General features: G+C 65.4%; 15 protein-coding genes and 1 pseudogene. 4 read left to right on the top strand and 12 right to left on the bottom strand.

Translation table 11 applies throughout. The annotated features are described in order from the left end of the window. Positions 1 to 48 precede the first annotated feature (48 nt). The gene (locus SB764_RS16330) at positions 49 to 522 is read left to right on the top strand and encodes an NINE protein (RefSeq protein WP_074983881.1); all 474 of its coding nucleotides are present in this window, start codon (positions 49 to 51) and stop codon (positions 520 to 522) included. A gap of 33 nt (positions 523 to 555) precedes the next feature. On the opposite strand, the gene SB764_RS16325 is transcribed toward SB764_RS16330, so the two are convergent. Next, complete coding sequence (locus tag SB764_RS16325) at positions 556 to 1,794, bottom strand: PA0069 family radical SAM protein (protein ID WP_410864077.1); 1,239 nt, start codon at positions 1,792 to 1,794, stop codon at positions 556 to 558. A gap of 114 nt (positions 1,795 to 1,908) precedes the next feature. Further along, positions 1,909 to 2,397, bottom strand: coding sequence for an Lrp/AsnC ligand binding domain-containing protein (locus SB764_RS16320; protein WP_074983885.1), 489 nt, complete (start codon positions 2,395 to 2,397; stop codon positions 1,909 to 1,911). Between the two features lie 179 nt (positions 2,398 to 2,576). Between SB764_RS16320 and SB764_RS16315 the strand changes: the two genes are divergently transcribed. Continuing rightward, positions 2,577 to 3,863 (top strand): D-amino acid dehydrogenase, encoded by a 1,287-nt coding sequence (locus SB764_RS16315; RefSeq protein ID WP_074983887.1) that lies wholly within the window; start codon positions 2,577 to 2,579, stop codon positions 3,861 to 3,863. Between the two features lie 85 nt (positions 3,864 to 3,948). On the opposite strand, the pseudogene SB764_RS16310 reads toward SB764_RS16315, so the two are convergent. The 6 genes and pseudogenes from SB764_RS16310 to SB764_RS16285 all read right to left on the bottom strand — a co-directional run bounded on the left by SB764_RS16310 (position 3,949) and on the right by SB764_RS16285 (position 10,385). Beyond that, positions 3,949 to 5,734 (bottom strand): annotated as a pseudogene (locus tag SB764_RS16310) (acyl-CoA dehydrogenase). Positions 5,735 to 5,852: 118 nt separating this feature from the next. Then, positions 5,853 to 6,788 (bottom strand): electron transfer flavoprotein subunit alpha/FixB family protein, encoded by a 936-nt coding sequence (locus SB764_RS16305; protein WP_183714560.1) that lies wholly within the window; start codon positions 6,786 to 6,788, stop codon positions 5,853 to 5,855. 13 nt (positions 6,789 to 6,801) lie between these two features. After that, entirely contained in the window at positions 6,802 to 7,551 is a 750-nt protein-coding gene (locus tag SB764_RS16300; RefSeq protein ID WP_205992215.1) for an electron transfer flavoprotein subunit beta/FixA family protein, read from the bottom strand. Positions 7,552 to 7,791: 240 nt separating this feature from the next. Beyond that, positions 7,792 to 8,601 carry a MetQ/NlpA family ABC transporter substrate-binding protein gene (locus SB764_RS16295; protein ID WP_065058295.1) on the bottom strand — a complete coding sequence of 270 codons (810 nt, stop codon included), beginning with the start codon at positions 8,599 to 8,601 and terminating at the stop codon, positions 7,792 to 7,794. Positions 8,602 to 8,707: 106 nt separating this feature from the next. Next, complete coding sequence (locus tag SB764_RS16290) at positions 8,708 to 9,361, bottom strand: methionine ABC transporter permease (RefSeq protein WP_074983895.1); 654 nt, start codon at positions 9,359 to 9,361, stop codon at positions 8,708 to 8,710. Beyond that, entirely contained in the window at positions 9,351 to 10,385 is a 1,035-nt protein-coding gene (locus SB764_RS16285; RefSeq protein ID WP_074983897.1) for a methionine ABC transporter ATP-binding protein, read from the bottom strand. Before SB764_RS16285 ends, SB764_RS16290 begins: the two co-directional genes overlap by 11 nt. A gap of 344 nt (positions 10,386 to 10,729) precedes the next feature. On the opposite strand from SB764_RS16285, the gene SB764_RS16280 reads away from it, so the two are divergent. Beyond that, positions 10,730 to 11,563 carry a lysophospholipase gene (locus SB764_RS16280; RefSeq protein WP_408583080.1) on the top strand — a complete coding sequence of 278 codons (834 nt, stop codon included), beginning with the start codon at positions 10,730 to 10,732 and terminating at the stop codon, positions 11,561 to 11,563. Positions 11,564 to 11,590: 27 nt separating this feature from the next. Here SB764_RS16280 and SB764_RS16275 read toward each other — a convergent pair whose 3' ends face one another. Together SB764_RS16275 and SB764_RS16270 are read right to left on the bottom strand one after the other, a co-directional pair. Beyond that, positions 11,591 to 12,433: an enoyl-CoA hydratase gene (locus SB764_RS16275; RefSeq protein ID WP_410864074.1), complete on the bottom strand. Its 843-nt coding sequence runs from the start codon at positions 12,431 to 12,433 to the stop codon at positions 11,591 to 11,593. Positions 12,434 to 12,472: 39 nt separating this feature from the next. Next, complete coding sequence (locus tag SB764_RS16270) at positions 12,473 to 13,399, bottom strand: histone deacetylase family protein (RefSeq protein WP_065058291.1); 927 nt, start codon at positions 13,397 to 13,399, stop codon at positions 12,473 to 12,475. Between the two features lie 328 nt (positions 13,400 to 13,727). Here SB764_RS16270 and mltB point away from each other — a divergent pair, with 328 nt between their 5' ends. Further along, entirely contained in the window at positions 13,728 to 15,008 is a 1,281-nt protein-coding gene (gene mltB, locus SB764_RS16265; RefSeq protein WP_321943321.1) for a lytic murein transglycosylase B, read from the top strand. Positions 15,009 to 15,109: 101 nt separating this feature from the next. Here the strand turns inward: mltB and cysM are convergent, their stop codons facing one another. After that, positions 15,110 to 16,012 (bottom strand): cysteine synthase CysM, encoded by a 903-nt coding sequence (gene cysM, locus SB764_RS16260; protein WP_065058289.1) that lies wholly within the window; start codon positions 16,010 to 16,012, stop codon positions 15,110 to 15,112. 295 nt (positions 16,013 to 16,307) lie between these two features. Continuing rightward, positions 16,308 to 16,679 carry a ComEA family DNA-binding protein gene (locus SB764_RS16255; protein WP_074983899.1) on the bottom strand — a complete coding sequence of 124 codons (372 nt, stop codon included), beginning with the start codon at positions 16,677 to 16,679 and terminating at the stop codon, positions 16,308 to 16,310. Between the last annotated feature and the right edge of the window lie 168 nt (positions 16,680 to 16,847).

The raw sequence follows: 16,847 nt of genomic DNA, 5'->3' as shown, positions 1-16,847 counted from the left end.
GCTTTTCGCCCGCTCTTCGCCTGCTCCTCGCCTGCTCACTGCCTGCTCATGTCCAATCAAAACAAGCCCGCAGCACGCTTTCGCAACAAGACGCTCACCGCCGCTCTCGCCTTTCTGCTTGGCAGCCTCGGCGCGCATCGCTTCTATCTGTATGGCGCGCGCGACGTGTGGGGCTGGGCGCACATCGCCGGCACGCTGATCGGCATTCCGGGTGTGTTGCTGCTGATGGCCACCGAACGCGCGTCGGTGCCCGGCTGGGGGATGGCGGTGATCGGCGCGATTTCGGTGCTCTCGGCGTTTCTGGCCGCGATCGTCTACGGTCTGCGCCCCGACGCGAAGTGGGACGCGCAATTCAACGCCGCCTTCGCGGGCCGTCGCGCGAGCCGCTCGGGCTGGGCCGTGATCTTCGTCGTGATCTTCTCGCTGCTGATCGGCGCATTCCTGCTGATGACCGGCCTCGCGCTTTCGTTCCAGACGTATTTCGAATCGCAGGTCGAAGCCGCCAAGGCGATTTCGCAGTAACGCGGCATTCACGTAACCGCAGCGCCATTGCGCTCAGAACAGATCGAGCTGGCGCTTCTGTTCCTGCGCCTTCGCGCGCACGAACTCCGACATGTCGAGAATGCCGTGACGCCGCTCGTTCAACCCGAGCCGCCGCACCGCGTTGTGAAAGCGCTGCTTGAGCAGGTCGGCCCATAGCCCGGTGCCCTTCATGCGCTGCGAAAACGACGACTCGTAATCCTTGCCGCCGCGCATGTCGCGCACGCGGCTCATCACGCGCTCGGCACGCTGCGGGAAATGCGCGGCGAGCCAGTCCTGAAACAGCGGCGAGACTTCCCAAGGCAGCCGCAGCACGATAAAGCTCGCGCTCGTCGCGCCCGCTTCGGCGCAGGCTTCGAGCACTCGCTCCATGTCGGGTTCGGTGACGAACGGGATCACCGGCGCGATGCTCACCCCCACCGGAATGCCCGCCTGCGCGAGCGTGCGGATCGTGCGCAGGCGGCGCGACGGCGTGGCCGCACGCGGTTCCAGCGTGCGCGCGATGTCGGCGTCGAGCGTGGTGATGGTGATGGCGGCCATGAACTGCTGGCGCTCCGCCATCGGCGCGAGCAGGTCGAGATCGCGTTCGATCAGCGACGATTTCGTGATGGCCGCGAACGGATGCTGCCGCTGCGCCAACACCTCGATCACGCGCCGCGTGATGCGCAGCTCGCGCTCGACGGGCTGCCAGGCGTCGGTATTCACGCCGAGCGCGATGGGCTCCGGCTCGTAGCCGGGTTTCGCCAGTTCGCGCGCGAGCAGTTCGGGCGCGTTGATCTTCGCGTACAGGCGACTCTCGAAATCGAGACCCGGCGAAAGTCCCAGATAACTGTGCGTGGGCCGCGCGAAACAATAAATGCAGCCATGCTCGCAACCGCGATACGGATTGAGTGACACGTTGAACGGAATGTCCGGCGACTGGTTGCGCGTGAGGATGCTTTTCGCGCGCTCCTCGTAGATCTGCGTGCGCAGCGCGGGCTCCGGCGTTTCGCGCTCGCCGGCTTGCGCGTTGGCTTGCGCGTTGGCTTGCTCGTCGATTTGCGCGCCCGCTTCATCGCTGCGCTCGCGCGCGTCGGCCGGCGATTCGACGTGCTGCCAGCCGTCGTCGTATGCCTCGCGCTGATCGACCTCGTAGCGCCCTTGCAGGTTCGTGACCGCGCCGCGCCCCTTGCGCGGCGCGGGCGGCGCGACGGGATACCAGGCGTCGGGGTCGGGGGCGCGATTAGCGTCGTTCGCGGGTGGGTTGCGGTTCACGGCGGGGCAAAAACAAAGCGTCTCGATACTGTACAAATATACAGTATCGAGACGCTTTGTCGAGTGCGAAAAACGGGGTGGAGTTGGTTGCCAGAACCCGACGCTTGAGCCGGACTACTCGCCCACCGCGATCGTCAGCGTCTCCTTGATCTCTTCCATCACCACATAGCTCTTCGACTGCACCGCGCCCGGCAGTTGCAGCAGGATGTCGCCGAGCAGCTTGCGGTAGTCCGCCATTTCGCCGATGCGCGCCTTGATCAGATAGTCGAAGTCGCCCGACACCAGGTGGCATTCGAGCACCTCGGGAATCTTCTGCACCTCGCGGCGGAACTGATCGAACATGTTGCCGCTCTTGTGGTCGAGCGTGATCTCCACGAACACCAGCAGCGCCGCGCCGAGCACGTTCGGATTGACGCGCGCGTAGTAGCCCGTGATGACGCCGTCTCGCTCCATGCGCTTGACCCGCTCGATGCACGGCGTGACCGACAGCCCGACCTGCTCGGCGAGGTCTTTCATGGCCATGCGGCCGTCCTGCTGAAGCAGCTTGAGGATGCGGTGATCGAGCCGGTCGAGTGCGCGGACCGGCTGACGCTGCGTTCTCATGTTTTTTTCCTGAAAATCAGATAAATACAATAACAAAACCTAGTCTTACAACAATAGCATAGTCGATATTACTGGCTACATCCGGATTTTCGTGCCATCCGCCCTGCCGCCGCTCAAAACGGCCCTGCGGCGCCCCGGCAAGACCGCGTAGCCCAAACAATTCTCTCTACGGAGCAGCTATGCGAGTCGTCGTGTTGGGCAGTGGTGTGGTCGGTGTGGCCAGCGCCTGGTATCTTGCCCGCGCGGGCCATGAAGTGACGGTGATCGACCGCGAGTCCGGTCCCGCGCTCGACACCAGTTTTGCGAACGCCGGCCAGATTTCGCCGGGCTACGCCGCGCCGTGGGCGGCGCCGGGCGTGCCGCTCAAGGCGATCAAGTGGATGTTCGAGAAGCACGCGCCGCTCGCCATCCGCCTCGACGGCACGAAGTTCCAGCTGCAATGGATGTGGCAGATGCTGCAGAACTGCACGGCCGGGCGCTACGCGCAGAACAAGGGCCGCATGGTGCGTCTGGCCGAATACAGCCGCGACTGCCTGCAGGCGCTGCGCGCCGACACCGGCATCCAGTACGAAGGCCGCACGGGCGGCACGCTGCAGGTGTTCCGCACGCAGCAGCAATTCGAAGGCGCGGCGAAGGACATCGCCGTGCTCAAGGACGCCAACGTGCCATACGAACTGCTGAGCGCCGCCGAACTCGGCCGCGCCGAACCCGCGCTCGCCGCCGTCTCGCACAAGCTCACGGGCGGCCTGCGTCTGCCCGGCGACGAAACCGGCGACTGCCAGCTCTTCACCACGCGCCTCGCCGCGATGGCCGCCGAACTCGGCGTGAAGTTCCGCTACAACACGCCGATCGACGGCCTCGCCGTGCAGGGCGACCGCATCGCGGGCGTGCAATGCGGCAGCGAACTCGTGCGCGCCGACAGCTATGTGCTCGCGCTCGGCTCGTACTCCACGAAGATGCTCTCGGGTCTCATGAAGATTCCGGTGTATCCGCTCAAGGGTTATTCGATCACCGCGCCGATCGTCAACGCCGACGCCGCGCCGGTCTCCACCGTGCTCGACGAAACCTACAAGATCGCGATCACGCGTTTCGACGACCGCATTCGCGTGGGCGGCATGGCGGAAATCGTCGGCTTCGACAAGTCGCTCAAGCAGGCGCGCCGCGAAACGCTCGAAATGTGCGTGAACGATCTGTTCCCCGGCGGCGGCGATACGGCTCAAGCCAGCTTCTGGACCGGTCTGCGCCCGATGACGCCGGACGGCACGCCCATCGTCGGCCGCACGCCGCTCTCGAACCTGTTCCTGAACACGGGGCACGGCACGCTCGGCTGGACCATGTCGTGCGGCTCGGGCCAGTTGCTCGCCGACCTCATCTCCGGCAAGCAACCCGCGATCAAGGCCGACGACCTCTCGGTCTATCGCTACCTCGGCGAACAGCACGGCACGCATCGCCCGGCTTACGCTTAAGGACTCGCCGCTTCGTTGAAGGCGGCAAAAAACGGCGGCGCTCTGAAGAGAGGCCGCCGTTTTTCATGACCCCGCACGCCGTCAATCAGAACTGATCTTCCGGCAATGCCAGCACGCCCTCGTCGCCCTTCGCGTTGACGATACCCGCTTCGAGCGCCAGCGCGCGCGGCAACACCTGCTCCGCATAGCACTGCGCCGTCGCGATCTTCGCGCCGTAGAACGCCGGATCGTGCGGCATGAGCCGTTGCGCGGCGAGCATCGCGCGCGCCATCTGCCAGCCGCCCAGCACGACGCCCGCGAGCATCAGATACGGCACGCTGCCCGCGAACACCGCGTTCGGATCGCGCTTCGCATTCGCCAGCACGAAATCCACGGCCGACTCGAACGCACCCCGCCCAAGCGCCAGATACTTCGCCATCGACTTGAACGCCCCGCCGTCCTGCGCGCCGAGTTCCGCGACCGTCTTGCCGATTTCGGCCGCCAGCGCCTTCGCCACCGCGCCGCCGTCGCGCAGCGTCTTGCGTCCGATCAGATCGTTCGCCTGGATCGCGGTCGTGCCTTCGTAGATCGGCAGAATGCGCGCGTCGCGATAGAACTGCGCCGCGCCCGTCTCCTCGATGAAACCCATGCCGCCGTGAACCTGCACGCCGAGGCTCGTCACCTCGATCGACGACTCGGTGCTCCAGCCCTTCACGATCGGCACGAGATACTCGTAGACGGCCTGATGACGCGCGCGCCGCGGCATCGGGATCGCGATGCGCGCGGTCGCTCTCGCCCGCCGCCGCGTAAGCGAGCGCGCGCGCCGCCTCGGTGAGCGCGCGCATGGTGCCGAGCATGCGCCGCACGTCCGGATGATGCACGATGGTGACCGCCGCCTTCGACGAGCCATCGACGGGCCGGCTCTGCACGCGCTCCTTCGCATAGCCGAGCGCCTTCTGATACGCGCGCTCCGAAATCGCCACGCCCTGCATGCCCACCGCGAATCGCGCGGCGTTCATCATGATGAACATGTACTCCAGCCCGCGATTTTCCTCGCCGATCAATTCGCCGATCGCGCCGCCCTGATCGCCGTATTGCAACACCGCCGTCGGGCTCGCCTTGATGCCGAGCTTGTGCTCGATCGACACGCACTGCACGTCGTTGCGCGCGCCCGATGAACCATCCGCGTTGACGAGAAACTTCGGCACGATAAAGAGCGAAATGCCCTTCACGCCTTCGGGCGCGTCGGGCGTGCGCGCGAGCACGAGATGGACGATGTTCTCCGCCATGTCGTGCTCGCCCCAGGTGATGAAAATCTTGGTGCCGAACAGCTTGTACGTGCCGTCGCCCTGCGGCTCGGCGCGCGTGCGCACGGCGGCGAGATCGGAGCCCGCCTGCGGCTCGGTGAGGTTCATCGTGCCGGTCCACTCGCCCGAAATGAGCTTCGGCACGTAGCGCTGCTTCTGCGCCTCGCTGCCCGCCGTGAGCAGCGCCTCGATCGCGCCATCGGTCAGCAGCGGACACAGCGCGAACGAGAGATTCGCCGAGTTGAGCATCTCCACGCACGGCGTGCCGACGAGCTTGGGCAAACCCTGTCCTTCGTATTCCTGAGGATGCTGCACGCCTTGCCAGCCGCCCGCCACGTAGTGACGAAACGCCTCGGCGAAGCCGGGCGACGCGTGCACTTCACCGTCGTCCCAGTGACTCGGATGGCGATCGCCTTCGGCATTCAGCGGCGCGAGCACTTCGCCACAGAGCTTCGCGGCTTCGTGCAGCACGGCTTCGACGGTCTCGGGCGTGGCGTCCTCGCCGCCGGGCAGCGCGGCGATCTCGTCGAGCCCCGCCAGCTCCTTCATCACGAACAGCATGTCGCGTATCGGTGCGTCGTACATGTCAGTCTCCCCCTTCATCCGCTGATGAACGAAAAAAGGGGCGCACGCGGCGCCCCTTTTCTGTGTCAGACGTCATGCGATGCAGGCGTCTGTGATTCGCATCGGTAATTCGCGATGCTTAGCCGAGCTCGTTGACGAGTTCCGGCACGACCGTGAACAGATCGCCGACGAGGCCGTAATCGGCCACGCTGAAGATCGGTGCTTCTTCGTCCTTGTTGATCGCGACGATGGTCTTCGAGTCCTTCATGCCGGCCAGATGCTGGATCGCACCCGAAATGCCGACCGCGATGTAAAGCTGCGGCGCGACGATCTTGCCGGTCTGACCGACCTGATAGTCGTTCGGCACGTAGCCTGCGTCGACTGCGGCGCGCGAGGCGCCGAGCGCGGCGTTCAGCTTGTCGGCGAGCGGCTCCAGCACCTTCGTGTAGTTCTCGCCGCTGCCCAGACCGCGGCCGCCCGAGACGATGATCTTCGCGCTCGTGAGTTCCGGACGGTCGAGCTTCGTGACTTCACGGCCGACGAATTGCGCCTTGCCGTTGTCCGCTGCCGCGTCGATCTTCTCGACCGGCGCGCTGCCGCCTTCGGCTGCGACCGGATCGAACGCCGTCGTACGCACTGTGATGACCTTGACCGGATCGGCCGACTGCACCGTGGCGATCGCGTTGCCCGCGTAGATCGGACGCTCGAACGTGTCGGCGCTGTCGACGGCCGTGATGTCCGAGATCTGCGCGACGTCGAGCTTCGCGGCGATGCGCGGCGTGACGTTCTTGCCCGCTGCCGTCGCCGGAGCTAGGATGTGCGAGTAATTCTTTGCGATCGACAGCACCGTGGCTTCGACGTTTTCCGCGAGACCCTGTGCGAGCTGCGGCGCGTCGGCCAGAATGACCTTCGCGACGCCCGTGATCTTCGCCGCTGCATCGGCAGCCGCTTGCGCGTTGTGGCCCGCGACCAGCACGTGCACGTCGCCGCCGATCTTCTGTGCAGCCGACACCGCGTTCAGCGTCGCGGCCTTGATCGACTGATTGTCGTGTTCAGCAATAACCAGATTCGTCATTTTTTCTCGCTCCTCACAGCACCTTGGCTTCGGTCTTCAGCTTCTCGACCAGCGTCTTCACGTCGGCGACCTTCACGCCGGCGCTGCGCTTGGGCGGCTCCGAAACCTTCAGCGTCTTCAGACGCGGCGTCACATCCACGCCGAGATCTTCCGGCTTGATCGTTTCCAGCGGCTTCTTCTTCGCCTTCATGATGTTCGGCAGCGTGACGTAGCGCGGCTCGTTCAGGCGCAGGTCCGTCGTGACCACCGCGGGCAGCGCGAGCGACAGCGTTTCCGCGCCGCCGTCGACTTCACGCGCGACCGTGGCTTTGCCGTCGGCGACCGTGATCTTCGAGGCGAAGGTCGCTTGCGGCAGGTCCGCCAGCGCCGCGAGCATCTGGCCCGTCTGGTTCGAATCGTCGTCGATGGCCTGCTTGCCGAGGATGACGAGTTGCGGCTGTTCCTTGTCGACGAGCGCCTTGAGCAGCTTCGCGACAGCCAGCGGCTGAAGGTCTTCGTTCGACTCGATCAGGATCGCGCGGTCGGCGCCGATCGCCAGCGCCGTGCGCAGCGTTTCCTGCGCTTGCGCGACGCCTGCGGACACAGCGATCACTTCGGTCGCGACACCCGCTTCCTTCAGACGAACGGCCTCTTCGACGGCGATTTCGTCGAACGGGTTCATCGACATTTTCACGTTGGCAATGTCGACGCCCGTGCCGTCCGACTTCACACGAACCTTCACGTTGTAATCGACTACGCGTTTGACAGGCACAAGGACTTTCATTCACATGCTCCGAAGTTACGAATACGTCAACCTGGCGGACATTATAGCGATAGCCCCGAAGGACGCCGCTCGCCGCCAGCATTTTTCCCGCACGATCCGCTGTCTGCGCGCTGCCTGCGCGGCCTGGCCGGCAGTCGCGAATATCGATAGCGAACGATCGTGCGATTTTATGTCGGAAAAAACCCGGGCTTCAAGCCCGGGTTCCGACTGAATTCTCTATCTAATCCGTCTACCCGGGGCTTACCACGACGCGATCACCGCGCCGCCGAACTTCTGTTCGATGTACTGCTTCACCTCCGGCGAGTGATACGCCGCCACCAGTTTCGCCGCCCACGGCTTGTTGCGATCGGCCTCGCGGATCGCCAGCACGTTCACGTACGGGCCTTTCGGGTCCTCGATCGCGATCGCGTCGGCCTTCGGCTTGAGCCCCGCTTCCATCGCGAAGTTCGTGTTGATCGCGGCGGCGTCCACGTCGTCGAGCGAACGCGGAATCTGCGCCGCGTCCAGTTCCACGATCTTCAGCTTCCTGGGGTTATCCACGATGTCGAGCGGCGTGGCCTTCAAACCCGCGCTCTCGCGCAGCTTGATAAGACCCTGCTTTTGCAGCAGCAACAGCGCGCGCCCGCCATTGGTCGGATCGTTCGGGACCGCAATCCGCGCGCCCGGCTTCAGCTCCGCGAGCGTCTTCACCTTCTTCGAGTAGATGCCCATCGGGAACGTGACCGTGTCGGCGAGCTTCACGAGCTTGTAGCCGCGGTCCTTCACCTGCGCATCGAGATATGGCTGATGCTGGTAGCTGTTCGCATCGAGATCGCCGCCCGCGAGCGCCGCATTCGGCTGCACGTAGTCCGAAAACTCCACGATCTTGATCGTCAGGCCGTTCTTCGCGGCCACGCGCTTGACCACTTCCATCACCTGCTCGTGCGGGCCGCCGGTGACGCCCACCTTGATGGTTTCGTCAGCGTGCGCCGCGAGCGGCGCGCACAGCGGAGCGATCAGCGTTGCCGCGCCGAGCGCGCTCGCCAGCCGGATCATGAAGCGTCGTTGCATGGCCAAACCTTTGTCTCGTGGAAGGTGATCGACGAGCCGCGAGCAAGCATGTCGCGCGCGGCCAGGCGACGGTTACCGCTGGTTTTGAGGCTTACTTACTTGTGGCTCATTTATGGCTCAAGCGTCGCACGAGCCAGTCGCCGAACGACTGCACGAGCTGCACGAACACGATCAGCACGACCACCACGAGCAGCATCACTTCGGGTTCGAAGCGCTGATAGCCGTAGCGGATGCCCAGGTCGCCCAGACCGCCGCCGCCGATCGCGCCCGCCATCGCCGAATAGCCGACGAGCGAGATGAACGTGATCGTGAGACCCGCCACCACGCCGGGCAGCGACTCGGGCAGCAGCACCTTGAAGACGATCTGGCGCGTGCTCGCGCCCATCGACAGCGCGGCTTCGATCAGCCCGCGATCGACTTCGCGCAGCGCGGTTTCCACCAGACGCGCGATGAACGGCGCGGCCGAAATGGTCAGCGGCACGATGGCGGCCGCCGTGCCGATCGACGAGCCCACCACGACGCGCGTGAACGGAATCACGGCCACCAGCAGGATGATGAACGGCGTCGAGCGCACCGCGTTGACGACCACGCCCATCGCGCGATTGACGGCGAGGTTCTGCAGCACGCCGTTGCGGTCGGTCAGATAGAGCAGCACGCCGAGCGGCAGGCCGATGGCCGCGCCAACCAGTCCGGAAATGCCCACCATGATGAGCGTCTCCCAGAACGACTGGACGAACATATCGAACATTTCACTCCACATGGGACAGCTCCTCCACCACCACACCCTGCTCGCGCAGCCACGTAATCGCCTGCGCGACCTTCACCGGATCGCCGCCCGCGAGCACCGCGAGCGAGCCGAACGCCTGCCCCTGGATCTCGTCGATCTGGCCATGCAGGATGTTGAAATCGAGTTCGAAGCGGCGGATCGTTTCCGACAGCACCGGCTGATCGACGCCCGTGCCCGTGAAGGCGAGGCGCAGCAGATGCGCGTTGCCCTTCGCGAGACGCTCGGTCACGCGCGCCTTGAGCGCGGGCGGCAATTCCTGCGCGATCACGTCGCCGAGCAGCGCGCGCGTGACTTCGTGACGCGGTTGCAGGAACACGTCGATCACGGGACCGCTTTCCACCACGCGGCCCGCGTCGAGCACGGCCACGCGGTCGCAGACCTGTTTGATCACTTCCATCTGGTGCGTGATCATCACGACCGTGAGCTTGAGCTCGCGATTGATCTTGCGCAGCAGGTCGAGAATCGCGCGCGTGGTTTCCGGGTCGAGCGCGGAGGTGGCTTCGTCGGAAAGCAGCACTTTCGGCTTGCTCGCCAGCGCGCGCGCGATGCCCACGCGCTGCTTCTGGCCGCCGCTGATCTGCGACGGATAACGGTCTTTCTGGGCCGTGAGGCCGACGAGTTCGAGCAACGGCAGGACCGTCGCCTCGATGTCGGCGCGCTTCATGCCCGCGAGTTCGAGCGGCAGCGCCACGTTGTCGAACACCGTGCGCGACGAAAGCAGGTTGAAGTGCTGGAAAATCATGCCGATCTCGCGGCGCGCTTCGCGCAGTTGCGCGTTCGGCAGCGACGTGAGCGTGCGGCCGTTGACGACGATGTCGCCCTCGGTCGGCCGCGTCAGCAGGTTGATGGTGCGCACGAGCGTGCTCTTGCCCGCCCCGCTGCGGCCGATAATGCCGAAGACCTCGCCCTGCGGAATCGTCAGATTGACGTTGTGCAGCGCTTCGATCCAGCCTTGTGGGCCCGCGAAGCGCTGGGAAACGTTTCGAATTTCGATCATGGAAAAAACGAAACGGCGGGCGTGCCGCGCGCCGCCCGTGCACGCGACCCTATGGATCGCCTGTACGCGTCGCGCCGGCAGACAGCCGCCGTTTGCTGGTCTGGAGTCAACTTGACATTTTACCCTGGCGGGCCAAATTCCTTTTAATAATCCATTTCGATAAATTCATTACTGAATTTCATTAGAGTCCCGGCGCGGCAAAAAGCACAGAAAGCCCGATGAAACCGCGGCTACACTCTGCCGTCAGACAAAAACTTACAACGACGAGAGAGACAGCGCAGATGGAGACGACCCAGCCGATCAACGCCGCGCAAGCCACGGCGCGCCTGCCCGACACGGTAACGCTGCGCACCCACGACGGCGCCGAACTGCCGCTCTACGCCTGGCGCACGCGCGGCACGCCGCCGCGCGCCGCCATCGCGCTGATTCACGGCCTCGCCGAACATGCGCAGCGCTATGCCGCGCTCGCGGCGCGCCTGAATGCCGCGGGCATCGATGTCTATACGATCGACCTGCGCGGTCACGGACGCGCGAGCGGCCGGCGCGCCTGGATCAACCGCTTCGACGAATATCTGGACGACGCTCACGCGCTGATCGCGCACGCGGGCGCGCAATGCGCCGCGCGCCGCACGCCGCTCTTTCTGATGGGCCACAGCATGGGCGGCGCGATCGCCGCGCTCTATGCGATCGAGCGCGCGCCGCAAGGCGGCGTGCCGCTCGCGGGGCTGCTGTTGTCGAGCGCCGCGCTCGCGCCCGGCCGCGACGTGCCGCAGTGGATGATCGCTGCGAGCCGCGTGATGAGCGCCGTCTGGCCGCGTTTTCCGGCGATGAAGATCGATGCCGCCCTGCTCGCGCGCGACGCCGCCGTGGTGCAGGCCAATCGCGCCGATCCGCTCGTGCATCACGGCGCGATTCCGGCGCGCACGGGCGCGGAGCTACTGGAAGCGATGAAGCGCATCGAAGCGGGCCGCGCGCAGTTGCGCCTGCCCGTGCTGATCTGGCACGGCACCGAAGACAAGCTCACGGAACCCGACGGCAGCCGCGCCTTCGGCGCGCACGTGGGGTCGCCGGACCGCACGCTCACGCTCTACGAAGGCAGCTATCACGAAACGCTCAACGATCTGGATCGCGAGCGCGTGATCGCGTCGATGCTGGAATGGATCGAACGCCATTGCTGAGGCGACGCTCGACTTTGACGTTCGACCTTACTTCGCGCCGCGCTTGTCGATGAAAGCCTGCACGCCGTCGAGCGCCGGGTCCGTCATCATGTTGCACGCCATGGTCTGCCCGGCGAGCTGATACGCGGCCTCGATGCCCATTTCGAGCTGCCGGTAGAACAGGCCCTTGCCCGCCGCCACCGCCTCGCGCGGCTTCGCACAGATGCTCGCGGCGAGCGCCGTCACCTCGGCGTCGAGCGCATCGGCGGGCACGACGCGGTTCACGAGCCCTTCACGCAGCGCCTTTTGCGCGTCGATGAACTCGCCCGTCATCAGCATTTCGAAGGCCGCCTTGCGCGACACGTTGCGCGTGAGCGGCACCGAAGGCGTCGAGCAGAACAGCCCGAGATTGATGCCCGATACGGCAAAGCGCGCGGAATCGGCGGCCACGGCGAGATCGCACATCGCCACGAGCTGACAGCCCGCCGCGGTGGCCACGCCATGCACGCGCGCGATCACGGGCTGCGGCATCGTCTGGATCGCCAGCATCATCTTCGAGCAGCGCGCGAACAACTGCTTGTAGTAGTCGAGCGACGGCGCCGCGCGCATTTCCTTGAGGTCGTGACCTGCGCAGAACGCGCGCCCCGCCGCCGCGATCACCACCACGCGCGCGTCCGAGCGCGCGAGCGCGGCGAGTTCGGTGTGCACGGCGTCGATCAGCGCTTCGGAAAGCGCATTGAACGCATCGGGACGATTGAGCGTGAGGCGCGCGACGCCCGGCACGCCATAGGCGTCGTGCGCGACCTCGACGAGCGGCGCATGTTCGAGCGAAGCCTCAGCGGCAGACGAAGACGAAGACGAAGACGACGACTCAACGGCAGCAGCACACATGACGCCACACTCCTTCAAACGTTGAAGCGGTTGAGCGGATCAGATGCCCGCCAGCACGCGCAGATGCGCCACGACGCTGCGCCCGAGCGCGGAGAGGTTGTAGCCGCCCTCGAGACAACTCACGATGCGCCCCTTCGCGTGGCGGTTCGCGATATCGCAGATCTGTTCGGTGATCCACGCGTAATCGTCTTCGACGAGGCCCATATTGCCGAGATCGTCTTCGCGGTGCGCATCGAAACCCGCCGAGACGAACACCATTTCCGGCTTGAATTCGTTCAGGCGCGGCAGCCACAGAATGTCGATCGCCTCGCGCACTTCCATGCCCTTGGTGCGCGCCGCCATCGGCACGTTGACCATGTTGCGCGCCTGCTGGTCGGCGCCCGAAAACGGATAGAACGGATGCTGGAAGATGCTGCACATGAGCACGCGATCGTCGCCGGCGAACGCGGCCTCGGTGCCGTTGCCGTGGTGCACGTCGAAGTCGATGACGGCCACGCGCGACAGCCCATGCACGTCGAGCGCGTGACGCGCGGCCACGGCGACGTTGTTGAAGAAGCAAAAGCCCATCGCGCGCGCGGGTTCGGCATGATGGCCGGGCGGACGCACGCTGCAGAACGCGTTCTCGTAGCGGCCGGCGAGCACGGCGTCGGTGGCCGCGACAGCGGCGCCCGCGGCGCGCAGCGCGGCCTGCCACGTGTGCGGATTCATCGAGGTGTCGGGGTCGATCGCCGCATAGCCTTCCTGCGGCGAGAGCGCGCGCAGATAGTCGATGTGCGCCTGCGTGTGCACGCGCAGCAGCGCCGATTCTTCAGCGAGCGGCGCGGAGGTGTCGTGCTCGATCAGCGACTCGATACGGCTCGCGATAAGCTGGTCTTCGATGGCCTGCAGGCGCGCGGGGCATTCGGGATGCCACTCGCCCATTTCGTGCAGCAGGCAGTCGGGATGGGAAAAAAAGCCGGTTGTCATGTGTCGTGCTGGCCGCCACGCGCGCCGGGACGCACGCCGCGGGTCTCCTTCAGTCTTTCGTCGGGGTTCGCTGCGCGGGACTGCAAATCTTCCCAAACTTCGTGCGGCTTGTTGTGTGCCGCTTTACATCGTCTTCTACTTCGTGTGCTGCTTCGTACCTTACTTCGTGCCGCCGTGCTGCGCCCGCGACGTGCGCGGGCAGTCATCACGTTACCACAGCGCAACCCCGCCAACGCGCGCTCCCGGCACGCCCAGGGCCGTTTCACGCAAGGTGCTCGGGTATACTGCCCGGGATTACGTTCTCTCCTGCCCCACCTACCCGCCTCCCATGACGCTCAAGTCCGCCCTGCCTGCTTGCCGCCACGTCCGCCTCACGTCTTTCGCCCTTGCACTGTGCGCCGCGTCGGCGTTCTGGGGTGGTGCGGCGCAGGCGCAGACGGCCTCGCCCGACGCGCTGAGCCCGCAGCACGCGCCGCTCACGCTCGCCCAGGCACAGCCGCAGACGCCGCCGCAAGGCCAGGCGCAGCCGCAAACGCAGCCGCAAGCCGCGTCGCAGGGGCAAACGTTTGAAGAGGAGATCATCCCGCAGCGCTACGCGAACAATCCGAATGTCGACACCTTCATCAACGACATGGTCGCGCGCTACGACTTCAACAGCGACGCGCTGCACGCGTTGTTCGCGAGCGCGAGCTATTCGGCAACGGCCGTGAAGCTCGTCACGCCCTCGCCCACGCCGAGCGCGAAGAACTGGCGCTCGTATCAGGCGCGCTTTCTCGATGCAGTACGCATCAACGCGGGCGTGCGTTTCTGGCGGACGAATCAGGCCACGCTGCAGCGCGCCGCCGATCAGTTCGGCGTGCCGCCCGAGGTGATCGTCGGCATCATCGGCGTGGAAACGATTTATGGGCGCTACATGGGCAATTTCCGTGTGCTCGACGCGCTCACCACGCTCGCCTTCGATTATCCGGATACGCCGAACCGCGCCGACCGCATGGCAACGTTCCGCAAGAATCTCGAGGACTATCTGGTCTGGACGCGCGACGCGCAGATCGACCCGTCGTCGGTGCTCGGCTCTTACACGGGCGCGATCGGCATCCCGCAATTCCTGCCGAGCAGCATCGTGCAGTACGCCGTCGATTACGAGGGCAACAACCATATCGATCTGCGCAACAGCACGCCGGACGCCATCGGCAGCGTTGCGAACTATCTGAAGCAGAACGGCTGGGAGCCGGGCCGTCCGGTGGTCTGGAAGATCGCGAAGGACGCGGGCAGTCTCGGCATCGCGCAGGCGGCCGCCGACGGCAAGCCGGAACCGCGCTGGCCGCTCGTGCAGCTGCTGCGCTCGGGCCTCGTGCTCAATGAGCCGAACATCGACATCGCTGCGGAAGGCGGCACGCCGGTCACCGTCATCGACCTGCCTACGCCCGGCCGTCCGACCGAGTACATGCTCGGCCTGAAGAACTTTTACGTGCTCACGCGCTACAACCGCAGCTTCTTCTACGCACTCGCGGTGTATCAGCTCGGCGAACGCGTGAAGGCGCAGATGCTCGCGACGCAGCCGAACGTAGGCACGGGTCCGGCGCTGAGCAACCCGAACGATACGCAGTAAGCGTCGTACAGCACGGCGCAGCACAAAACACAACGGGCGGCCTGTCGCAAACAGGCCGCCCGTTTTTCATTCTGCGCGCGCGGACCGCGCGGCGGATTTGCTTACGCCGGGAACACGCCCGTCGACAGATAACGGTCGCCGCGATCGCAGACGATGAACACAATCGTCGCGTTCTCGACCTGACGCGCGATGCGCATGGCCACTTCGCACGCGCCACCCGACGAAATGCCCGCGAAGATACCTTCGACCGAGGCAAGGCGGCGCGCCATGGCTTCCGCGGCGGCCTGGCTCACGTTCTCCACGCGGTCGACGCGGCTGCGGTCGAAAATCTTCGGCAGATAGGCTTCGGGCCACTTGCGGATGCCCGGAATACGCGAGCCGTCTTCAGGCTGCGCGCCGACGATCTCGATCGCCGTGCTCTGTTCCTTCAGATACTGCGACGTGCCCATGATGGTGCCCGTCGTACCCATCGACGAAACGAAATGCGTGATGCGCCCTTCCGTGTCGCGCCAGATTTCCGGGCCCGTGGTCTCGTAGTGCGCGAGCGGATTGTCCGGGTTCGCGAACTGGTCGAGGATGATGCCCTTGCCGTCGCGCTGCATCTGCTCGGCGAGATCGCGCGCGTATTCCATGCCGCCCTTGACCGGCGTCAACAAGATTTCCGCACCATAGGCGGCCATGCTCTGACGGCGCTCGACCGAGAGGTCCTCGGGCATGATCAGCACCATCTTGTAGCCGCGGATTGCCGCCGCCATGGCGAGCGCAATACCGGTATTGCCGCTCGTGGCTTCGATCAGCGTATCGCCGGGTTTGATGCGGCCGCGTTCCTCGGCCTTGCGGATCATGGACAGCGCCGGGCGGTCCTTCACCGAACCCGCCGGATTGTTGCCTTCCAGCTTCGCCAGCACGACGTTGTTGCGGGCGCGAATTTCATCGTCCGGGAGACGAACGAGCTGCACGAGCGGCGTGTTGCCGATCGTGTCTTCAATAGTCTTGTAGGGCATAGTGAATAGTGAGGCGCAATGACGTGCGATTGTGCGAATACGTGATCGTTCGATTCTAAACCACGCGGCCAACCCTCGCCGACTAGCCCTGACATCGGTGGGGATGGAAAAAGTGGGTATTCGGTGGGGATGCGGGCGGCGCTGCAAAAAGCCCGCGGCGCAAGCCGCGGGTCAATGTCGCCGAAGCGACACCTGAAGGAACCGCTCATCCCTGTTCTGCGAAGTCGCGCACGCCGTTGCACGCCGGCTCGGGCACACGCGAATCCACGCGAATCTACGCTGCGCCAGCGTGGCCCTACTTCTTGACGGCGACGGTGGCCGGCTGCGGTGCGGCGGTCTTGCCCTGCGCGTTCGGTGCGTTCTGCGCACCCTTCGCGCCTTGCGCCGCAACGGCAGCCTGCCCGCTTGCGGGACCGACCGACAATCCTTCGGCCTGCAAACGTTCGACGGTATGGCCGCCCAGCCCCTTCACGCGCTTGCCGAGATCGGACGCGTCCTTGAACGGACCGTGCGCGCCGCGCTCGTCGAGAATGGCCTTGGCCCGCGCGGGACCGATGCCCTTGATGCCGCGCAGCGCGTCTTCATTGGCGGTGTTGACGTCCACGGCCGCGAAGGCCTGGCCGAACGCGGCGACGAGCGCGACCGCGGCGAGAAGCTTCTTGAACATGCTGGATCTCCCTTGTGCCGTCGCCGGCGACCATCGCCGGCGAGGAGAGTCCAGTTTAGGGAGCAACGATCGCGCGTTACACCTGGCCAGACAGCCAACGTACGTAACGATCGACACCCTCTTGCACCGTCAGGAACGGCGCGTCGTAGCCCGCTGCGCGCAGCTTCG

Source organism: Paraburkholderia sp. SIMBA_027 (genome assembly GCF_046535315.1).
Taxonomy (GTDB): domain Bacteria; phylum Pseudomonadota; class Gammaproteobacteria; order Burkholderiales; family Burkholderiaceae; genus Paraburkholderia; species Paraburkholderia tropica.
This window is presented reverse-complemented; position numbering and strand designations above follow the sequence as displayed.

Excerpts from the sequence above, each read along its gene's own strand:
- SB764_RS16330 (WP_074983881.1), top strand. The coding sequence starts at position 49 with ATGTCCAATCAAAACAAGCCCGCAGCACGCTTTCGCAACAAGACGCTC.
- SB764_RS16320 (WP_074983885.1), bottom strand. The coding sequence starts at position 2,397 with ATGAGAACGCAGCGTCAGCCGGTCCGCGCACTCGACCGGCTCGATCAC.
- SB764_RS16315 (WP_074983887.1), top strand. The coding sequence starts at position 2,577 with ATGCGAGTCGTCGTGTTGGGCAGTGGTGTGGTCGGTGTGGCCAGCGCC.
- SB764_RS16305 (WP_183714560.1), bottom strand. The coding sequence starts at position 6,788 with ATGACGAATCTGGTTATTGCTGAACACGACAATCAGTCGATCAAGGCC.
- SB764_RS16300 (WP_205992215.1), bottom strand. The coding sequence starts at position 7,551 with ATGAAAGTCCTTGTGCCTGTCAAACGCGTAGTCGATTACAACGTGAAG.
- SB764_RS16295 (WP_065058295.1), bottom strand. The coding sequence starts at position 8,601 with ATGCAACGACGCTTCATGATCCGGCTGGCGAGCGCGCTCGGCGCGGCA.
- SB764_RS16290 (WP_074983895.1), bottom strand. The coding sequence starts at position 9,361 with ATGTGGAGTGAAATGTTCGATATGTTCGTCCAGTCGTTCTGGGAGACG.
- SB764_RS16285 (WP_074983897.1), bottom strand. The coding sequence starts at position 10,385 with ATGATCGAAATTCGAAACGTTTCCCAGCGCTTCGCGGGCCCACAAGGC.
- SB764_RS16275 (WP_410864074.1), bottom strand. The coding sequence starts at position 12,433 with ATGTGTGCTGCTGCCGTTGAGTCGTCGTCTTCGTCTTCGTCTTCGTCT.
- SB764_RS16270 (WP_065058291.1), bottom strand. The coding sequence starts at position 13,399 with ATGACAACCGGCTTTTTTTCCCATCCCGACTGCCTGCTGCACGAAATG.
- mltB (WP_321943321.1), top strand. The coding sequence starts at position 13,728 with ATGACGCTCAAGTCCGCCCTGCCTGCTTGCCGCCACGTCCGCCTCACG.
- cysM (WP_065058289.1), bottom strand. The coding sequence starts at position 16,012 with ATGCCCTACAAGACTATTGAAGACACGATCGGCAACACGCCGCTCGTG.
- SB764_RS16255 (WP_074983899.1), bottom strand. The coding sequence starts at position 16,679 with ATGTTCAAGAAGCTTCTCGCCGCGGTCGCGCTCGTCGCCGCGTTCGGC.